The sequence below is a fragment of the Ancylobacter sp. FA202 genome, from assembly GCF_000380205.1.
GTDB lineage: Bacteria > Pseudomonadota > Alphaproteobacteria > Rhizobiales > Xanthobacteraceae > Ancylobacter.
In genome coordinates this window covers 2,194,817-2,213,856 of the sequence record NZ_KB904818.1, presented here as the reverse complement: position 1 = coordinate 2,213,856, position 19,040 = coordinate 2,194,817, and the positions used below count along the sequence as shown (strand labels likewise).

Annotated in this window: 16 protein-coding genes; 11 read left to right on the top strand and 5 right to left on the bottom strand. The window is 67.6% G+C overall.

Annotated features, from left to right (window positions below):
* The first annotated feature begins 126 nt into the window (after positions 1-126).
* The 3 genes from A3M1_RS0110085 to A3M1_RS0110075 are packed head-to-tail and all read left to right on the top strand — an operon-like array spanning position 127 to position 5,997.
* On the top strand, positions 127-3,255 hold the full coding sequence (locus A3M1_RS0110085) for a response regulator (protein WP_018388843.1): 3,129 nt from the start codon (positions 127-129) through the stop codon (positions 3,253-3,255).
* On the top strand, positions 3,252-4,136 hold the full coding sequence (locus A3M1_RS0110080) for a protein-glutamate O-methyltransferase CheR (protein ID WP_018388842.1): 885 nt from the start codon (positions 3,252-3,254) through the stop codon (positions 4,134-4,136). Before A3M1_RS0110085 ends, A3M1_RS0110080 begins: the two co-directional genes overlap by 4 nt.
* Positions 4,123-5,997: a response regulator gene (locus tag A3M1_RS0110075; protein WP_018388841.1), complete on the top strand. Its 1,875-nt coding sequence runs from the start codon at positions 4,123-4,125 to the stop codon at positions 5,995-5,997. The genes A3M1_RS0110080 and A3M1_RS0110075 overlap by 14 nt, the downstream gene beginning before the upstream one ends.
* 11 nt (positions 5,998-6,008) lie before the next feature.
* Here the strand turns inward: A3M1_RS0110075 and A3M1_RS0110070 are convergent, their stop codons facing one another.
* From A3M1_RS0110070 to A3M1_RS0110055, 4 genes are read right to left on the bottom strand one after another with little or no spacing between them, the layout of a single operon-like run.
* Positions 6,009-6,932 carry an acetamidase/formamidase family protein gene (locus A3M1_RS0110070; protein ID WP_018388840.1) on the bottom strand — a complete coding sequence of 308 codons (924 nt, stop codon included), beginning with the start codon at positions 6,930-6,932 and terminating at the stop codon, positions 6,009-6,011.
* A gap of 42 nt (positions 6,933-6,974) precedes the next feature.
* The gene (locus tag A3M1_RS0110065) at positions 6,975-7,841 is read right to left on the bottom strand and encodes an ABC transporter permease (RefSeq protein ID WP_018388839.1); all 867 of its coding nucleotides are present in this window, start codon (positions 7,839-7,841) and stop codon (positions 6,975-6,977) included.
* Positions 7,842-7,851: 10 nt separating this feature from the next.
* Positions 7,852-8,679 (bottom strand): ATP-binding cassette domain-containing protein, encoded by an 828-nt coding sequence (locus tag A3M1_RS0110060; RefSeq protein ID WP_018964133.1) that lies wholly within the window; start codon positions 8,677-8,679, stop codon positions 7,852-7,854.
* Positions 8,676-9,698 (bottom strand): ABC transporter substrate-binding protein, encoded by a 1,023-nt coding sequence (locus tag A3M1_RS0110055; RefSeq protein WP_018388837.1) that lies wholly within the window; start codon positions 9,696-9,698, stop codon positions 8,676-8,678. The genes A3M1_RS0110060 and A3M1_RS0110055 overlap by 4 nt, the downstream gene beginning before the upstream one ends.
* A 366-nt stretch (positions 9,699-10,064) precedes the next feature.
* On the opposite strand from A3M1_RS0110055, the gene A3M1_RS0110050 reads away from it, so the two are divergent.
* The 8 genes from A3M1_RS0110050 (at position 10,065) to A3M1_RS0110015 (ending at position 18,543) form a co-directional block, all read left to right on the top strand.
* The gene (locus tag A3M1_RS0110050; RefSeq protein ID WP_018388836.1) at positions 10,065-11,222 is read left to right on the top strand and encodes a transporter substrate-binding domain-containing protein; all 1,158 of its coding nucleotides are present in this window, start codon (positions 10,065-10,067) and stop codon (positions 11,220-11,222) included.
* A gap of 33 nt (positions 11,223-11,255) precedes the next feature.
* Positions 11,256-11,870, top strand: a complete 615-nt coding sequence (locus A3M1_RS0110045; RefSeq protein WP_018388835.1) for an ANTAR domain-containing response regulator — start codon at positions 11,256-11,258, stop codon at positions 11,868-11,870.
* A 230-nt stretch (positions 11,871-12,100) separates the two neighbouring features.
* Complete coding sequence (locus tag A3M1_RS0110040) at positions 12,101-12,970, top strand: nitrilase family protein (RefSeq protein ID WP_018388834.1); 870 nt, start codon at positions 12,101-12,103, stop codon at positions 12,968-12,970.
* A 78-nt stretch (positions 12,971-13,048) separates the two neighbouring features.
* The gene (locus A3M1_RS0110035; RefSeq protein ID WP_018388833.1) at positions 13,049-14,185 is read left to right on the top strand and encodes a substrate-binding protein; all 1,137 of its coding nucleotides are present in this window, start codon (positions 13,049-13,051) and stop codon (positions 14,183-14,185) included.
* A 262-nt stretch (positions 14,186-14,447) separates the two neighbouring features.
* Positions 14,448-15,284, top strand: a complete 837-nt coding sequence (locus A3M1_RS0110030; RefSeq protein WP_018388832.1) for a branched-chain amino acid ABC transporter permease — start codon at positions 14,448-14,450, stop codon at positions 15,282-15,284.
* On the top strand, positions 15,277-17,106 hold the full coding sequence (locus A3M1_RS0110025; RefSeq protein ID WP_018388831.1) for an ATP-binding cassette domain-containing protein: 1,830 nt from the start codon (positions 15,277-15,279) through the stop codon (positions 17,104-17,106). The genes A3M1_RS0110030 and A3M1_RS0110025 overlap by 8 nt, the downstream gene beginning before the upstream one ends.
* A complete protein-coding gene (locus tag A3M1_RS0110020; RefSeq protein WP_018388830.1) occupies positions 17,103-17,801 on the top strand; it encodes an ABC transporter ATP-binding protein in 699 nt (232 codons plus the stop codon). Before A3M1_RS0110025 ends, A3M1_RS0110020 begins: the two co-directional genes overlap by 4 nt.
* Positions 17,802-17,811: 10 nt before the next feature.
* A complete protein-coding gene (locus A3M1_RS0110015; protein ID WP_018964134.1) occupies positions 17,812-18,543 on the top strand; it encodes a DUF1028 domain-containing protein in 732 nt (243 codons plus the stop codon).
* 77 nt (positions 18,544-18,620) lie between these two features.
* On the opposite strand, the gene A3M1_RS0110010 is transcribed toward A3M1_RS0110015, so the two are convergent.
* Positions 18,621-18,956: a hypothetical protein gene (locus tag A3M1_RS0110010; protein WP_018388828.1), complete on the bottom strand. Its 336-nt coding sequence runs from the start codon at positions 18,954-18,956 to the stop codon at positions 18,621-18,623.
* Positions 18,957-19,040 lie beyond the last annotated feature (84 nt).

Sequence of the window (19,040 nt, the reverse complement as noted above, 5' to 3'; positions counted from 1 at the left end):
GAATGCGTCCTGCGCGGAATGAGCGGCGCGGCGGACGCGCCAGCACGTGACGCGGCGGACAGCACGGCATCTGGCGGGTCGGCGGCACGCAGCCTCGCAGCGTGTTTTCAGGGGAGTGAGGGCAGCGTGCAGTTCAGGGCGCTCGGGGAGAAGCCGGTCCTTCTCTATGTCCTTCTCGCCGCGCTCACCGCGCTGGTGTTTCTGGCGGACCTTTCGTTTCCCCTCGGCGTCGCCGTGTGGGTTATCTATTTCATCCCGGTGGTGCTCGCCTTTCTCGCCTGGCGCACCTCTGTGCCGCTCGTCACCGCCGCCGCCGTCACCTGTGTGATCGTCGCGGGCTTTCTCGTCGACCGCCCCGGCATCGACCCCAGCATCGCCCTGCTCAACCGCTCCATGGGCACGGCAACGGTGTGGATCCTGGCGGCGACGGGCTTCTTCTTCATCCGCAACAAGCTGGCGGTGCGGCGCGAGGAATGGATCCGCACGGCGCAGGTGGACCTGTCGCGCCGCATGATGGGCGATCTTTCCAGCCAGGAGCTGGGCGCGCGCGTCCTCGCCTTCCTGGCCGAGCGGCTCGGCGCGCAGGCGGCTCTTTTCTATGTCCGCGACCAGGACGCCTTTGCCCGCGCCGCCAGCTATGGCGTGCCCGCCGAGGCGCCGGTGCCGGCCCGGATCAGCCGCGGCGATGGGCTGGTCGGCCAGGTGATCGCCGATAATCGCAGCTTCACCGTCGACAACGTTCCCGAGGGCTATCTCTATTTCGGCTCCTCGCTCGGCAAGGCGAAGCCGAACTGGCTGCTGCTGACCCCCACCCGCGAGGATGATGCCGTCAACGGCGTGCTGGAGCTCGGCTTCCCCCGCAAGCCGGGCGCCGAGGCGCTGGAATTCCTGGAGCGCACCACCGGCGCGGTCGGCGTGGCGCTGCGCTCGGCGCAGTACCGCACCCGGCTGGAGGAACTGCTGGAGGAAACCCGCCGGCAGGCGGAAGAGCTGCGCGCGCATGGCGAGGAACTGACCGCCGCCAATGAGGAACTGCACGAACAGAGCCAGGCGCTTCAGGATTCGCAGCGCCGGCTGGAGCGCCAGCAGGCGGAACTGGAGGAATCCAACGCCCAGCTGGAGGAGCAGACGCAGCTGCTGGAAGCCCAGCGCGACGATCTTGCCCGCACCCAGGGGGCGCTGAAGGAGCGGGCCAACGACCTCGCCACCGCCAGCCGCTACAAGTCCGAATTCCTCGCAAACATGTCGCACGAGCTGCGCACGCCGCTCAACGCGCTGCTCATCATGGCGCGGCTGCTGGGCGAGAACCGGCACGGCAATTTGACCGAGGACCAGGTGGGCTTTGCCCAGATGATCGAAACCTCGGGCAATGACCTGCTCACCCTGATCAACGACATTCTCGACCTGTCGAAGATCGAGGCCGGCAAGTTGGAGCTGAAGCCGCAGCAGGTGGACATCGCGGCGCTGGCGGAAAAGCTGATCCGCAGCTTCGAGCCGCAGGCGGCGCAGAAGGGTGTCGGCCTGCGGGCAGAGGTGGCGCCGCACGTGCCGCAGCTCGTGGAAAGCGACCCGCAGCGCCTCGAACAGGTGCTGAAGAACTTCCTCTCCAACGCTGTCAAGTTCACCGCGCAGGGCGAGGTGGTTCTCGCCATCGACACCGACCCGGACGACCATATCGTGTTCGCGGTCCGCGATTCCGGCATCGGCATCGCCGAGGAACAGCAGGAGGCGATCTTCGAGGCCTTCCGCCAGGCCGACGGCACCATCGACCGCCGCTATGGCGGCACCGGGCTCGGGCTCTCGATATCCCGCGAGCTGACCGCTCTGCTCGGCGGCGAAATCCAGCTGGAGAGCCAGCTGGGCGAGGGCAGCACCTTCAGCCTGGTGGTGCCGACCCGCTTCCGCGGCATCGTCGTCGACAGCGCCAGCCCGGCCCCGCCCACCCGCTCGGGCCGGCGCAGCCCGGCCGCCCGCAGGCAGGCCCCGCGGCCCGCGCCGACCGACGAGGGCGCCACCCTTTCGCCCCGCGCGCCCGCCGGCATCGACGACGACCGCGCCCGGCTCACCGCCGGTTCCCGGGTCATCCTGGTGGTGGAGGACGATCTCGCCTTCGCCCGCATCCTGCTCGATCTCGCCCATGAGCTCGGTTTCCAGTGCATCGTCACCGCGACCGCCGATGACGGGGTGATCGCCGCGCGGCAATATCTGCCGCACGCGGTGGTGCTCGACATGGGTCTGCCCGACCATTCCGGCCTCACCGTGCTCGACCGGCTGAAGCACGATGCCCGCACCCGCCACATCGCCGTTCATGTGGTCTCCGCCAGCGATTACGAGCAGACCGCCCTCGCCTATGGCGCGGTCAGCTACATGATGAAGCCGGTCAAGCGCGACGAGCTGGTGCAGGCGCTGGAGCGGCTCGAATTCCGCATGGCGCGCCAGCTGCGCCGCATCCTCATCGTCGAGGACGACCCCGCCCAGCTGCGCGGCCTCAGCGAGCTCCTCTCGGCCAAGGAGGTCGAGACGATCGGCGCCGCCACCGCCGCCGAGGCGCTGGCCCGGCTGGAGAGCGAGACCTTCGACTGCATGGTGCTCGACATGACGCTGCCGGACGCCACCGGCTTCGATCTGCTGAGCCGGCTCGCCGACAATGAGGCGGCGGCGTTCCCGCCCGTCATCGTCTACACCGCGCGCGAGCTGACCGATGCCGAGGAGCTTCGGCTGCGCCGCTACTCCAAGTCGATCATCATCAAGGGCGCGAAATCCCCCGAAAGGCTGATCGACGAGGTGACGCTGTTCCTGCACCAGGTGGTGTCCGACCTGCCGGTGCAGCAGCAGAAGCTGCTCGCCACCTCGCTCAACCGCGATGCGCGTCTCGAAGGCCGCCACATCCTCGTGGTGGAGGACGATGTGCGCAACGTCTTCGCCCTCACCTCCATCTTCGAGCCGCACGGTGCCCGGGTGCAGATCGCCCGCAATGGCCGCGAGGCGTTGGAATTCCTGGAGAAGGCGGAGGGCGGTCCGCCGATCGACCTGGTGCTGATGGATGTGATGATGCCGGAAATGGACGGCCTCACCGCCACGCGCGAGATCCGCCGGCGGCCGGGCTGGGAGACGCTACCGGTCATCATGCTCACCGCCAAGGCGATGGCGGACGACCAGGAACAGTGCCTGGCGGCGGGCGCCAATGACTATCTCGCCAAGCCGCTTGATGTCGACAAGCTGCTCTCCCTCGCCCGGGTGTGGATGTCGCGATGACGGGCCTCGCCAGCGTGAGCGGCCACACCAGCGTCAGCGAGAAGATCGAGCTCGACCTGCTGGTCGAGGCGATCCATCGCCGCTATCACTATGATTTCCGCTCCTATTCGCGTTCTTCGCTGAGCCGCCGGGCCGAGCTGCTGCGCCAGCGCCTGCACTGCGACACGCTCTCGCATGTGCAGGCCCGCCTGCTGCGCGAGCCCGAGCTGCTGCCGCTCATGATCGAGTGCCTCACCGTGCAGGTGAGCGAAATGTTCCGCGATCCCGCCTATTTCCGCGCCCTGCGCGAGCAGGTGATCCCGCATCTGCGCACCTTCCCCTCGCTCAAAGTGTGGGTGGCCGGGTGCAGCGCCGGCGAGGAGCTGTATTCGCTGGCGATCCTGTTCCGCGAGGAAGGGCTGGAAGCGCGCACCCTGTTCTACGCCACCGACACCAACCCGGTGGCGCTGGCCCGGGCCGAGCTCGGCATTTACGATCTCGACCGCATCCCCCTGTTCACCGAGAACCACCGCAAGGCCGGCGGGCATTCCTCGCTGTCGGACTACTACACCGCCGCCTATGGCGGCGCGGTGTTCGACAAGTCGCTGCGCGCGCGCACCGTGTTCGCCGAGCACAGCCTCGCCTCCGACCAGGTGTTTTCCGAGATGCACCTGATCTCCTGCCGCAACGTGCTGATCTATTTCGATTCGAACCTGCAGGACCGGGCGCTGGGACTGTTCCGGGACTCGCTCACGCGCGGCGGCTTTCTCGGGCTCGGCATGAATGAGAGCCTGCGCTTTTCCGAGCACGCCGACGCCTTCGCCTCCTTCGCCCCCGATGAGCGCATCTATCGCCGGCTGGCGATGGTGGCGCAGATGGAGACCCGCCATGGCGTCGCCTGAGCCGGTGAAGTTCCTCCTGGTCGACGACATCGAAGAGAATCTGCGCGCGCTGGAGGCGCTGCTGCGCCGCGACGGGCTGGCGCTGTACAAGGCCCGCTCCGGCATCGAGGCGCTGGAGCTGCTGCTGGAGCATGATTTCGCCCTCGCGCTGCTCGACGTGCAGATGCCCGACATGGACGGCTTCGAGCTGGCCGAGATGATGCGCGGCACCGGGCGCACCCGCCGCGTGCCGATCATCTTCGTCACCGCCGCCGCCACCGATGAAGGCCGCCGCTTCAAGGGCTACGAGGCCGGCGCGGTCGATTTCATCTACAAGCCGATCGACCCGCTCATCCTGAAGAGCAAGGCGGAGGTGTTCTTCTCCATCGCCCGCCAGCATGAGCAGCTGGCCCAGCAGAAGGACGCGCTCGCCAAAGCGGCGGCCGAGCTGAGCGGGGCGCTCGACCGGCTGCAGGCCCACACCGACAATTCGCCGCTCGCCATCGTCGAGTTCGACCCGGACATGCGGCTGCTCGGCTGGTCCAAGGGCGCCGAGCGCATGTTCGGCTGGACCGCGCCGGAGATGATCGGCCATCCGCTCGCCGATCTCGGCTGGATGCCGGACAGCTGCATCGCCGACATGGTCACGCTGTTCTCCGCCTCGATGGCGGACACCTCGCACCAGCGCGGGCACGACACGGTGCGCTGCCGCGCCCGCGATGGCAGCATGCTGGACTGCGAATGGTACAGCTCGGTGCTGCGCCGCCCGGACGGCACCCCGGTATCGCTGAGCGTGCAGATCCTCGACATCACCGATCGCCGCCGCGCCGAGGAAACGCAGCTTCTGCTCATCGGCGAGCTGAACCACCGGGTAAAGAACACGCTGGCCAGTGTGCAGGCCATCGCCACCCAGACCCTGCGCTACACCCGCAATCCCGACCAGTTCTCCGCCACCTTTTCCGGCCGCATCCAGGCGCTGGCGCGCGCCCATGGCATGCTGAGCGACCGCACCTGGCAGGGCGCCGACCTGATGGACCTGGTGCAGGACCAATTGCGGCTCGGCACCATCGACCCTTCGCGTCTCAAGGCCAGCGGCCCGCGCGTGCAGCTGCAGCCGCAGCCGGCGCTGCGGCTCGCACTGATCCTGCACGAGCTGGCGACCAACGCGCTGAAATACGGTGCCTTCTCGCAGTCTTCGGGCGAGGTCGCGCTCGAATGGTCGGTAGAGGGCGAGCAGCTGCGGCTGCGCTGGCAGGAAAGCGGCGGCCCGCCGGTGCAGGCGCCGGTCAAACGCGGCTTCGGCTCCACCCTCATCGAGAGCAGCATGAAGTCGGACGGCGGCACGGCCGGCGTGTCCTACCGCAATGACGGCGTGGTGTGGGATCTGGCGATGCGGCTCGACTGCGCACTGGAGCCGATGGCGGAAATCGCCGGGCGCGCCCCGGTCCAGACGGCGCCCGTTCCGGCGCGCGAGGCGCAGGCGCTCGACGGCTGCCGCATCCTTGTCGTCGAGGACGAGGCACTCGTCGCGCTCGAACTCATCGCGGTGCTCGAAGATGCCGGCGCCACGGTGTGCGGACCGGCACGCACCGTCGAGGAGGCGCTTGATATGATCGAGGCCGACAGCTTCCAGGCCGCCCTACTCGACGGCAATCTGCACGGCAAGCCGGTGGACGTTCTCGCCGCCGCGCTGACCCGGCGCGGGACGCCCTTCGCCTTCGTCAGCGGCTATGGCCGCGAAAGCCTTCCGGCGGCCTTCGCGCACGCCCCGGTCATCAGCAAGCCCTTCACCCCGCAGCAGCTCGTCGAGGTCGCTGGCGGGCTGGCGCGGCGCACGGAGAATGTCGTGGCCTTCCCCGCCGCCGCCCAGACGTCGCGCTGAGCGGTTGGCCCTTAGCCGGCGAACTGCGCCAGCACGCTTTTGTCGACCTTGCAGATATAGGTGTATTTCGGGTTCACCACCTGGGTGCAGCGCGCCTCGGCGATCTGGCCGAGCAGCATATAGCCCTCCGCCGCCGGGATGCCGTAGTCGTCCTCCAGCCAGTAGATCATCTCCTGGAAGGCGATCCGCATCGCATCCTCCAGCGGGCGGGCGCAGCCGAGCGTGCAGATATGGGTCGGCGTCTCGATGCGGGGATGGGCGAGCCGGGCCGGCGCCTCTTCCAGCGTCACCCGCACGGTGAGCGTGGCGGCGATCTCGATCGCGCCCATGCCATTGGCCTCGCCATCGCCCTGCAGCGCGTGGCAATCGCCGAGGAAGAGATGGGCGCCGTCATGGTTCACCCGGAACATCACGGTGTTGCCGGGGGTGATTTCCTGCACGTCGAGATTGCCGCCATGGGTGCCGTTGTCGACGGTGAGCACGCCGCCATGCACCGGGGCGACGCCGGCGACGCCGATCATCGGGCGCACCGGCAGCTTCACCTTGTCGCTCCAGTGGACAACGCCGTCCTTCACCTCGACGACATGGGTACGCATGCCGAACTCCTTCTGCCGCACCCAGTCCGGAAACATGCCGATGCCCGGCCACAGCGCGGTGAAGCCGAGCGTGTCGAGCTCCATGCCGAGGATTTCCAGCTTCAGCATGTCGCCCGCCTTCGCGCCCTTCACCTCGATCGGCCCGGTGGCGCCGTTGACGAAGGGCAGCGAGACATCCGCCTCGGTCAGCTGCTGGCCGAGATGGCGGATGGTGCCGTCATTGGCGTTGATGGCGCACTCCACCACGAAGGTCTCGCCGGGCGAGACGGCGGCGACGAAGGCGTCGTTGGCCGACAGGGCGTATTTGATGTTGCCGGCCTTGCTGACACGCTGGGTCATGGTCACTCCTTTGGGCACTGACGCGGCGGATCGAAGGGCGGTTCAGCCGAGGCGGCGCCAGGGCATGAGCAGCCTTTCCACCTTGCCGACGATGAAGGTGAGGATGAGGGCCAGCGCGATGGTGGCGACCAGCGCGGCGAACACCTTGGGGATGATGTAGAGCGAGCCGGCCTTGAAGATGGCGTGGCCGAGCCCTTCCGAGGACGACATGAACTCGCCGACGATGGCGCCGATCAGCGCGAAGCCGACGGTGAGCTTGAAGCCGGCGAAGATATCCGTCAGCGAGGCCGGCACCACCAGCTTGCGGAAGATCTGGAACTTCGAGGCGCCGAGCGTCCGCATCAAATTGATCTGGTCCGCATCGACCCCGACCGCGCCCTTGTAGGATGTGACCAGCGCGACGATTACCACGGAGAGCGTCGACATGGCGATCTTCGAGGTCAGGCCGGTGCCGAACCAGATGATGATGATCGGCGCCAGCGCGATGATCGGGATCGAGCCGAGCGCGATGACGAAGGGCTCGATCACCCGCGAGACGAAGCGCGAATACCACAGCGACAGGCCGATCAGCGTGCCGATGACATTGCCGACCAGGAAGCCGAGCAGCGTCTCCACCCCGGTGACATAGGTGTCGCGCCACAGGCTGCCATCGCTCGCCATGGTGACGAGAAAGCCGGCAATGGCCGAGGGCGAGCCGAACATGAACGCCGCCTGCTTGTCGAAGGCGGTCATGTACTCCCAGAAGGCGATGAAGGCCGCCAGCAGCGCGACCTGGCTTGCCAGCACCAGCAGGCCGGCGCGCAGGCGGGCGCGCCGGTGCGCGGCGAGGCGCCGGGCGGCGGCATCCTGGGCGGCCGCGTCGATGCCAGCGTCGGCGGCGGCGCGGGGCGGGAGGGGGGAACCGTTCATGGCGTTCCTCCTAGTTCCGCGTCACGTCGAGATCGGCCCAGATGCGCCTGACGTAATCGACGAAGCCGGCGCTCTCGCGGGCGGCGATCATGTCGGTGCGCTCGGTGCCGAGCGCGATGTCGTACACTGCCTTCACCCGGGTCGGGCGCTTGCTCAGCACGATCACCCGGTCGGCGATGGAGACCGCCTCCTCGATGTCATGGGTGATGAGCAGCACCGAGCGCCGGCTCTCGCGCACCAGCTTGGCGGTGTCGCTCTCGATCAGCAGCTTGGTCTGGAAGTCGAGCGCGGCGAAGGGCTCATCGAGCAGCAGCACGTCCGGTTCGTTCACCAGCGTGCGGGCGAGCGCCACGCGCTGTCGCATGCCGCCGGACAGCGTTGTGGGGTAATGGTCGGCAAAGCCGTGCAGGCCGAGCTGGTCGAGCATGACATGGGCACGCTCCTCCGCCTCGGAAAGGCTTACCCCGCGTATCTCCAGCCCCAGCATCACGTTGCGCAGCGCCGTGCGCCAGGGCAGCAGCAGGTCCTTCTGCAGCATATAGCCGACGCCGGCGGGCTGGCCCGACATTTCCCGGCCGAACCAGCTGACGCGGCCGGAATCGGGGGCGATGAGGCCGCACAGCGTGTTGAGCAGCGTGGTCTTGCCGCAGCCCGAAGGCCCGACAATGGCGACGATCTCGCCCTCGTTCAGCGTCAGAGAAAGGTCGCCGATGACGGGCACCACCCGCCCGTCGGCATCGAAGCTCTTGGCTACATGCGCGACCACGAGGGGCGGCGCGCCGGCTTGCACCGGTGCGCGCGCCCCTGCCGCGATGGCGGGGGGAACCACCGCGCTCACCCGAGCTGCTTGACGGCCTTGTCGGCGAAGGAGTTGTCGATGATCTGGTCGAAGCTCACCGTGCCCTTGATGTTGCCGAGGTAGAGCTGCATGTCCATCAGGTTCTTCCACTGGTCGGGCTTGGTGACGACCGACTGCGCCGGGATGAGATATTTCAGCTCGGCGTCGATCGCCTTGTCCACCACCTCGCCCGGCAGATCGGGGAATTCGAGCCGCGCCACCTTCTTGGCGAAGGCCGGGTCGGCATAGGTCTTGCGCGAGGCTTCCTCGAACGCCGTCACCAGCGCCTGCACCATTTCCGGGTCCTTGGCGATGGTGGTGGGCAGCACCATGATGCCGGTGTTGCAGAACGGGCCGATATAGTTCGAAAAGTCGAACACGACCTTGGAGCCCTGCGCCTCGGCGGCGGCGACGCTCGGCTGGTAGGCCACCGCCATGTCGGCCTGGCCCGCCAGCATGGCGCCTATCTCGGTGCCGGGGCTCACCGGAACGATGGTCACATCGGTGCCGAGCTTCAGCCCGGCCTGCTCGACCATGCGCTTGGTGACGGAATAATTGGTGTTCGGCTCCGGCGAGGTGACGACCTTCTTGCCCTTCAGGTCCTTCGGGTCGGTGAAGGGCTCCATGGTCTTCGACACGCCGAAATAATGCGCCCGCTGCACGACCGTGCCGACGACGACGCCGGGGCCGCCATTCTCGCGCGAGATCTGCGCCATGGTGGCGTCGCCAATGGCGAAATCGGCCGAACCGCCCAGCACGGCGGCGAAGGTCTGGGTGTCGCCGCCGGCTGCGGAAACCTTCATGTCGAGCCCGTGCTTGGCGAAGATGCCGTCATGCATGCCGACATAGAGGTTGATGTAACCGAGATTGTGCACCGCCTCGCTGAAATTCACCGTCTTCAACGGCGCCGCCGTGGCTCGGGTGGCGATATAGGGCATGGCGACGAGGCCGCCGGCCGCGGCCATGGTGGTCTTGAGGAAATTGCGACGATCGACGCCGTTGGGGAAGATGTTCGACATGTGCGCTCTCCGGTTCCCGAAATAGTCGAGAGATTGGCACCATGAGAAATCTCCCTCCGTGGCAAGACAAGGTGAAATAGAGCGCAGCTGTCGGTAGGTTTCGGCCGCTGGGCGCACGACATCTTCATAATGACGCTTTTGACACCTCGCCTGGGCAATCCTTGACAGCGGCGTGCTCACCACGCCGGCTTGGCGCTGAGGTTTTGCGCGCCCCGAACCGCTTAATGGCAGAATTGCCAGAATGGCCGCCCGATATATCAGCATCCTGCCCGGCCGCGCGCCGCGCGGACTTGACCTGCCGCCCGCGCGCGCGCCAAAACGGGCCAGCCCGGCGTTGCCGGGAAAACAGGGCACAGGGCAGGGCCGGTGACGAGTTTCGGCAGCGCAGAGAACGGTTCCGGCGCCTCCGGCACACCCTGGCGGGTCGGCGTGCTGTTCTCCCGCAAGGGGCATATGCGCGAGCCGGAAACCGAGCATTTCCGCGGCACCGCGCTCGCCATCGAGGAGATCAACCTCGCCGGCGGCGTGCTCGGCCGGCCGATCGAGCCGGTGTGCTACGACCCGGAATCCAGCCCCGAGCTGTACCGCCGCTCTGCCGAGCGGCTGCTGACCGAGGACGGCATCAGCACCATTTTCGGCTGCTGCACCTCCTCCTGCCGCAAGGCCATCCTCGCCACGGTGGAACGGCGCAACGCGCTGCTCTGGTACCCCTCGCTCTATGAGGGCTTCGAATATTCGCCGAACGTGATCTACACCGGCGCGGCGCCGAACCAAAACAGCCTGCAGCTCGCCCGCCATCTGCTGTCCCGCTTCGGGCCGCGCTTCTATCTCGTCGGCTCGGACTACATCTACCCCCGCGAATCCAACCGCATCATGCGCGATCTCGTCTCGCGCGAGGGCGGCGAGGTGGTGGCGGAAACCTATGTGCCGGAGCAGCCGCACGAGGACCAGATCCGCCGCGTGGTGGAAGATATCCGCCGCCGCGCGCCCTCGGTGGTGTTCTCCACCGTGGTCGGCCAGGGCGCGCATCTGCTCTACCGGCTGTTCCGCGAGGCGGGGCTGGACCCGCGCACCCTGCCGATCGCCAGCCTCACCATGTCCGAGGGCGAGATCCGCGCCATCGGGCCGGAACTGTGCGTCGGCCACATCACCTCGGCGCCCTATTTCTCCACCGTCGACACCCCGGCCAATCGCCGCTTCGTCGCCGCCTACCGCGCCCGCTTCGGCCGGGACGCGGCGGTAACGATGTATGCGGAGGCCGCCTATTTCCAGATCCACCTGTTCGCCGACGCGCTGAAGCGGGCGAAGTCGCTCGACACCCAGCGCCTGGTCGACGCCGCGCTCGGCACCGAATATGACGCGCCGCAGGGCCGCATCCGCATCGACCCCGACAACAACCACACCTATCTCCTGCCGCGCATCGGCATGGTGAACGAGCATGGCGAATTCGACGTGGTGTGGGAGGCCAAGGCGCCGGTGAAGCCCGACCCCTATCTCGTCGACCACATCTATGACCATGCGTGAGCCGGCCCGCCCGACGGCGCGGAGGCGGCCGGCATGAGCGCCTCGCAGCTCATCCAGAACCTGCGCAACACCCGCGTCGCCGTGGTGCATCCGCGTGACCAGGATGGCGACGACCTGGTGCGCCAGCTCCAGCGCATCGGCTGCCAGGTGCAGGTGGTGTGGCCCCCGCCCTCGCAGCTGCCGCTCCCCCTCGACGCGGTGTTCTTCCTGCTCGACCGCGACACCAAGAGTTCGATGCCGTGGCGGATGGCGGACCTCGCCATCGCCCATATCGCCATCGTCGACTATGAGAACCCGACCGTGCTGAAGGCGCTCTTGGATTCCAGCGCCCATGGCGTGCTGGTGCGCCCGATCCGCGCCTCCGGCGTGCTCTCCAGCCTCGTCCTCGCCCTGTCGCAGCGCGGCTATGAGGGGCGGCTGCTGGCCAAGATCACCAAGCTGGAAGACACGCTGCGCACCCGCCGCGACGTCGAGAAGGCGACGCGGCTTCTGATGGGCCTGCGCAATCTTTCCGAGGACGACGCCTACCAGTTCCTGCGCAAGCAGGCGACCGCCAAGCGGGTGCCGATCGGCACCATCGCCGGCTCGATCATCAATGCCCATGCCATGCTGGCGGAGCTCGACCGCGACGGCGAGACGGACAAGTAAGCCCTCCTGCCTAACTCCTAGGCAAATGTGGCTGTGCCCTTAAGGCGTGCATTGGCGCTTGACAGGACCCCGGCGCTGCGCTTCCATAGGTCCAACGCTTCGTGAGCGTGGCGGCAGCGTTGCCGCTCAACATCCAGGCTATGCAGCCCTCGATGGTGCCGAAAGGCACTGCCGGGGGCTTTTTGTTTTCACGCCGCGGGCCGCCGCGGCGATCGCAGAGGTGTGCCTTCATGCCGGTCTCCAGCCTTGTCCGCGTCGCCTGCATCCAGATGGAGCCGCGCTTCGGCGACACCAGCGCCAATGTCGCCCATTCGCTCGACCTCATCGCCCGCGCGGCCGACGACGGCGCCAAGCTGGTCGTGCTGCCGGAACTCGCCAATACCGGCTACGTGTTCGAGACCCGCGAGGAAGCCTTCGCGCTGGCCGAGACCATTCCCGACGGGCCGACCTGCCTCGCCTGGGCGAAGATCGCCAATGAGCGCGGCCTGCACATCGTCGCCGGCATCACCGAGCGCGAGGGAACCGCGCTCTACAACAGCGCTGTGGTGATCGGCCCCGACGGCCATATGGGCACCTATCGGAAGATGCATCTGTGGGGCAACGAGAACCTGTTCTTCGAGCCCGGCAATAACGGCTTCCCGGTGTTCCAGACCCCGCTCGGGCGGATCGGCGTCGCCATCTGCTATGATGGCTGGTTCCCCGAGACCTACCGGCTGCAGGCGCTGCAGGGCGCGGACATTGTCTGCGTGCCGACCAACTGGGTGCCGATCCCCGGCCAGATGGAAGGCCGCGAGGCGATGGCCAACATCCTCGCCATGGCCGCCGCCCATTCCAACTCGCTCTACATTGCCTGCGCCGACCGCATCGGCACCGAGCGTGGCCAGCCCTTCGAGGGCCAGAGCCTCATCCTCAGCTACACCGGCTGGCCCGCCGCCGGCCCGGCGAGCCGCACCGGCGAGGAGATCGTCTCGGCCGAGATCGACCTCGGCGCCGCCCGCCGCGCCCGCAACTGGAACGACTTCAACCAGGTGCTGCGCGACCGGCGCACCGATGTCTATGCCGAGATGCTCGGCTCCGACATTTCCCGGGGCTGGTACTGACCGGCCCCCGCTCCGCCCTCCACCCCAACAAGAACCGCAACCTTCCGGAGAAAGCCTATGTCACGTAGCTCCCTGCTGATGGCCGGCGTGTTCGCCGCCGGCCTGCTTGCCGGCCCGGCGCTCGCCGCCGACGACACCATCACCATCGGCATTCCCGTCGGCCTTTCCGGCGCCAATTCGGTGGTCGCCCCCTCCGTCGTCCAGTCCGCCGAGCTGGCGGTCGAGGAGATCAACGCCAAGGGCGGTATCCTCGGCAAGAAGGTGGTGCTTGAAGTCGCCGACGACGCCTCCGGCGCGGCCGGCGCGCAGAAGGCCTTCGATTCGCTGATCTTCCAGAAGAAGGTCGACGCGCTGATCTCGATGGAGACCTCGGCCGCCCGCAATGCCGGCCTGCCGATCGTCAATCGCGGCAAGGTGCCCTACATCTACACCTCGTTCTATGAGGGCCGCTCCTGCAGCCCGTATATGTTCGTGAACGCTTGGGTGCCCGACCAGCAGGTCGCCCCCATTGTCGACTTCTTCAACAAGGAAGGCGCCAAGACCTATTTCCTGATCGGCTCGGACTACGCCTTCGGGCGCGGCATGCTGGCCTTCACCAAGGAATATATCGAGAAGACCGGCGGCAAGATCGTCGGCGACGAATACGCCCCGATGGACGCCACCGACTGGACCGCCATCCTCTCCAAGGTGAAGGCCGCCAACCCCGACGCCATCATCACCTCCACCGCCGGCGGCGCGCCGAACGTGACCCTGACCAAGCAGCTGCGCGCGGCGGGCATCAAGTCGCTCTATGGCAACCTCGCCGTGGATGAAGGCACCGCCAAGTCGATGGGCCCGGATGCCGAGGGCATCTACATCGCCGGCTCCTACTTCACCAATATCGACACCCCCGCCAACAAGGCCTTCCTCGCCGCGATGGAGAAGAAGTTCGGCAAGGACCTGAAGACCCCGAACGACCTCTCCGTGCCGGAATATGAAGCCGTCTACGCCTACAAGGCCGCCGTGGAGAAGGCCGGCACGACCGACGCCGCCAAGGTGATCCCGGCGCTGGCCGAAGTCGCGGTGGAAGGCCCGCGCGGCACTATCATCATGAACAAGCAGCGCCACGCGCCGCTCACCATGTATCTCGGCCAGGTGAAGGCCGACGGCTCGGTCGGCATCATGTCGACCTTCAAGGACGTCGATCCCGGCGAGCAGTGCCCGAAGCTGAAGTGAGCCCATCCACGTGAACCACCCGCCTCTCGCCATGCGGACGAGGCGGGTGCGACGTGCGGGGTGAGGGCCCCCGGCTTCCGTGCCTGGCCCGCCGGGGGCCCTCACCCCCTCCCTCTCCCTGCGGGGGAGAGGTTGCTCGCGGCACCGATGGCGCGATCCTTGCGGCCCGCCTTGCGACGTCATCCTGCGGCGCCCGACAAAGCCGGGCTTTGCGGGACGACGTGGCTCTCGACCCAACGTGCCTCCAACCAAGGACTTTCGCATGATCGGCCAGACGCTGGACATCGTGACCACCGCCGCCATTCTCTATGCGGTGGCGACCGGGCTGCTGCTCGTGTTCGGCGTCATGAAGATCATCAATTTCGCCCATGGGGGGCTGATGACGCTGGGCGGCTATGCCGCGCTCCTCACCACCCAGGCCGGGCTGAACCCCTGGCTGGCCATTCCCGCCGCCGCGCTGTTCGGCGGCGTGGTCGGCATGGCGATCGAACGCTTTGTCGTCCGCCCGCTTTATAACCGCCCGCTCGACGCCATCCTCGCCACCTGGGGCCTGTCGATCATTATCGGCCAGCTCATCACCATCGCCTTCGGCCGCGGCGTGCAGTTCGCGGAATCGCCGCTGAATGGCACGCTCGACCTGTTCGGCGAGAGCTATTCCGCCTACCGCCTCGCTTTGGTTGGCATCGCCGCCGTGCTCGGCATCGCCCTCACCGCCCTGCTCCAGGGCACGCGGCTGGGGCTGGAGACGCGCGCGGTGATCATGAACGAGGATTTGGCGCGCGGGCTCGGCATCAATAGCGGGCTGGTGCGCTTCCTCACCTTCACCCTCGGCTCGGCGCTGGCCGGCGTGGCGGGCGCGCTCATCACGCCCTTATCGAGCGTCGATCCTTCCATGGGCGTGCCCTGGCTGGTCAACGCCTTCATGCTGGTGCTGGTGTCAGGCGCCTCGCTGGTCAGCCTGCTGTTCGCCTGCCTGGTGCTGGGCGGGGCGCAGGTGCTGGTCGCCACCCATTTCAGCCCGGTTCTCGGAGGTCTCACCATCGCCGTGCTCGCCGCCATCATTCTGCGCATCCGGCCTCAGGGGTTCGCCCGTGACTGAAGCCCGCCGCCTCTCCCTCATCCTCGCCGTTTCCCTGCTCGCGCTGGCGGCGATCTTCGCCGGGCCCACTGTGCTCGACACCTATTCCGTGAACGTGCTCACCCGCTCGCTGCTCTATGCGGCGGTGGCGCTCACCGTCGATCTGCTCTGGGGCTTTCTCGGCATCCTCACCTTCGGCCAGTCGGTATTCTTCGCCTGCGGCGCCTATGCGGCGGGCCTCGTCTTCACCCATATGGATTTTTCCACCTCCAACGCGTTTCTCGCGCTGGGGCTGGGCGTCGGCGGCGCGCTGCTGGTCGCCGCCATTGTCGGATGGCTGGCCTTCTGGCACGGCGCCTCGGCGCTCTATGCCTCTGTCATCACCCTGGTTCTGCCGATCGTGGCGACGCAGCTGCTCTACTCGGGGGGCACCTTCACCGGCTCGTCGAGCGGGCTGTCCGGCTTCATGAGCTTCGATCTGTCGATGGAGGCGTGGTTCTGGCTCTCCGGCAGCTTCCTCGTCGGCGTGACGACGCTGGCCTATATCTTCGTCAAGAGCGACGCCGGCCGCCTGCTGGTGGCGGTGCGCGAGAACGAGCAGCGCTGCAAATATCTCGGCCTCGACACGTCGCGGCTGAAGATCCTCGTTTATCTCGCCTGCGCCGCCATCGCCGCTATCGCCGGCTATATCTATGCCGGCTACGCCATGGTGGTGGCGCCGGAACTCGCCGGCTTCGTCTTCGGCACCGAGCTTGTCATCTGGACCGCACTCGGCGGGCGCGGCACGCTGCTGGGCCCGGTGTTCGGCGCGCTGATCGTCGATTATGAGAGCGCCCAGCTCGCCGGCGATTATCCCTTTGTCTGGCAGCTCATCATCGGCACGCTGTTCGTGCTTGTGATCGTCGCCTTCCCGCGCGGCCTGCTGCCTGTGGTGTTCGACCTGCCCCGCAAGCTGCTCGGCCTCATCCGCCCGCGCGTCGCCACGCCCGCCGCCAGCGTGACGCTCTCCACGCTGGATCCCGCCGACACCCAGGGCGTCGAGCCCGGCGAAGGGGCGGCGCTCAGTGTTGCCGGCGTGGTCAAGCGCTTCGGCAGCCTCACCGTGCTGGAGGGCATCGATTTCGAGGCCCGCGCCGGTGAACTCGTCAGCCTTGTCGGCCCCAATGGCGCAGGCAAGACCACGCTGATGCGCTGCATCGCCGATGGCGCCGAGCGCACGGCCGGCAGCATCGCCGTCAATGGCTACGACATCGGCCGCAAGCCGCCGGAGGCCTGCGTCGCCCTCGGCGTCGGCCGCAAGTTCCAGATGGCGAATGTGTTCGAAACGCTCACCGTCGCGCAATGCCTGCAGATCGCCCGGGTGCGCCATGCCCGCCCCTCGCTGTGGTGCCGCGCGCAGGAGCTGAAGCTGCCGGAAGCGGCGATGCATGTGCTGGCGACGACCGGGCTCGACAAGCAGCTCTCCACCCCGGCGCATCTGCTCTCGCACGGCATGAAGCAGGCGCTGGAACTCTCGATGGTGCTGGCGCTGGAACCGCGCGTGCTGCTGCTGGACGAGCCCACCGCCGGCCTCACCAAGACCGAGCGGATGCAGATCGGCGCCATATTGATCGACCTCGCGAAGAAGCAGGGCCTGTGCGTGCTGCTGGTCGAGCATGATCTCGACTTCGTCCGCGAGATTTCCTCGCGCGTCATCGTGCTGCACCAGGGCCGCATCGTGCTCGACGGCTCGGTGGAAGAAGTGGTCGCGTCCGAGCTGGTAAAGCAGGTCTATGCCGGTTCCGGCCATGCCGGCATCGACCACGAGACGGCCCCCTCCCCCCGCACGGAGCTGCCGGCATGAGCGTCCTCTCGGTCGACAACCTTTCCAGCGGCTATGCCGGCGCCGTGGTGCTGCGCGAGGTGAGCCTCGCCATCGCCCCGGGCGAAATCCTCGCCGTGCTCGGCAAGAACGGCATGGGCAAGTCCACCTTGCTGAAAGCGGTAATGGGCTTCCTGCCGAAAATGACCGGCAGCGTGAGTATTGCTGGCAGCGAGGCGACGCGGCTCTCCCCGCACCGCGTCGCCCGCCTCGGAGTGGGCTATGTCGCGCAGGAAAAGGCGCTGTTCCAGGATATGAGCGTGGAGGAAAACCTGCGCCTCGCCGTGCGCCGGCCGGATTTCGACGCCGCCCTGGCCGAGGTCGAAGCCTCCTTCCCCTTCCTGCTGCAGCGCCTCAAGCAGCGCGCCGGCACGCTGTCCGGCGGCGAGCAGAAAATGCTGCTGATGGCCCGCTCGCTGGCAACCGGGGCGAAGCTCCTGCTGGTCGACGAGATCACCGAGGGGCTGCAACCCTCGGTCATCGACCGGCTCGCCGGGGTCATCCGCAGCGCCCGCGACCGCCACGGCACCACCATGCTGCTGGTCGAGCAGCATCTGCCCTTCGCTTTGGCGGTGGCCGACCGCTGGGCGGTGCTGGACCGCGGCGAGATCGCCGAGATGGGCACCTCCACCGAGCCGGATTCCCGTGCGAGGGTGCTGAAACATCTGAGTGTATGAGGATAAAGGCGTGACCTTCTCCATCGTCGCCCGCTGCCCTTCCTCCGGCCTTTTGGGCGTGGCGGTGGCCACCGCTGTGCCGGCGGTCGGTTCCATGTGCCCGTTCACCCGGGCGAAGGTCGGTGCCGCCTCGACCCAGTCCTGGGTCAACCCTTATCTGGCGCTCGGCGTGCTGGAGGCCATCGCCGGCGGGCAAGGCGCCCAAGCGGCCCTCGAAGCGGCGCTGGCGGAGGATGAGGCGCGCGAACTGCGCCAGATCGGCGTGGTGGATCACGCGGGCGAGGCCAGCGCCTTCACCGGTGCCGACTGCACGCAATGGTGCGGGCAGGAAATCGGCGATGGCTTCGCCGTGCAGGGCAACATGCTCACCGGGCCCGAGGTGATCGACGCCATGGCGAGCACCTTCCGCGCCAGCGAGGGCCAGAAGCTCGACGAGCGGCTGATGCGGGCGATGGAGGCCGGGGACGCGGCCGGCGGCGACAGGCGCGGACGGCAATCGGCCAGCCTGCGGGTGCAGGGCGAGGAAGAGTATTGCGCGCTGGATCTGCGCGTCGACGAGCATCCCCGGCCCGTCACCGAGCTGCGCCGGGTGCTGGAAATCGCCCGGCTGCAACTCGTGCCCTTCGTCGAGGGCATGCCAAAGCGCGGCGTCAAGGCGGGGCCGGCGCCGGAAGCCGTCACCGCCATGCTGGCGCTCGCCCCGCCGGACCGGCCGGGCGGCGGCGGCAGTGGGTCGGACTAAGGGCGCATCCACGAAAAATGGCGGCCCCTTGCGGGACCGCCACTCGTTCAACGCATGCCCTCGGAAGAGGGCCGCACTCAGCGGGTGCTGCGCGCGTTGCCTTCGATCTGGTTGGCGATATAGGGCTCGACGCCCTGGGTGTTCGGGCCATACATGCCGCCGGCACTGCGGCCGTCATACATGTCGCGACCGTCATACATGGTGGCGGCGTTCCGGCCCTCATAGACGCTGCCCTGATGCGACCAGCCATTATGGCGCGGCGCGGCATAGTTCTGCGTCTGGGCCTGGTTGGTGCCCGGCGACCAGCCGGAATTGCCGCCGATGACGGGACGGTTGGTATCGGCAAGCGCGGGGCCGACAAACGCAGCCGCGAGAACAGCACCCAGCATCGGAATGGAAACGGTCTTCTTCATAATCAACATCCTTTGAACAGAGCGACACTTCGGCACGGTAGTCGGCGCACAAGAGCGTCGCGTCTCTTGATTCAACTCTCATTC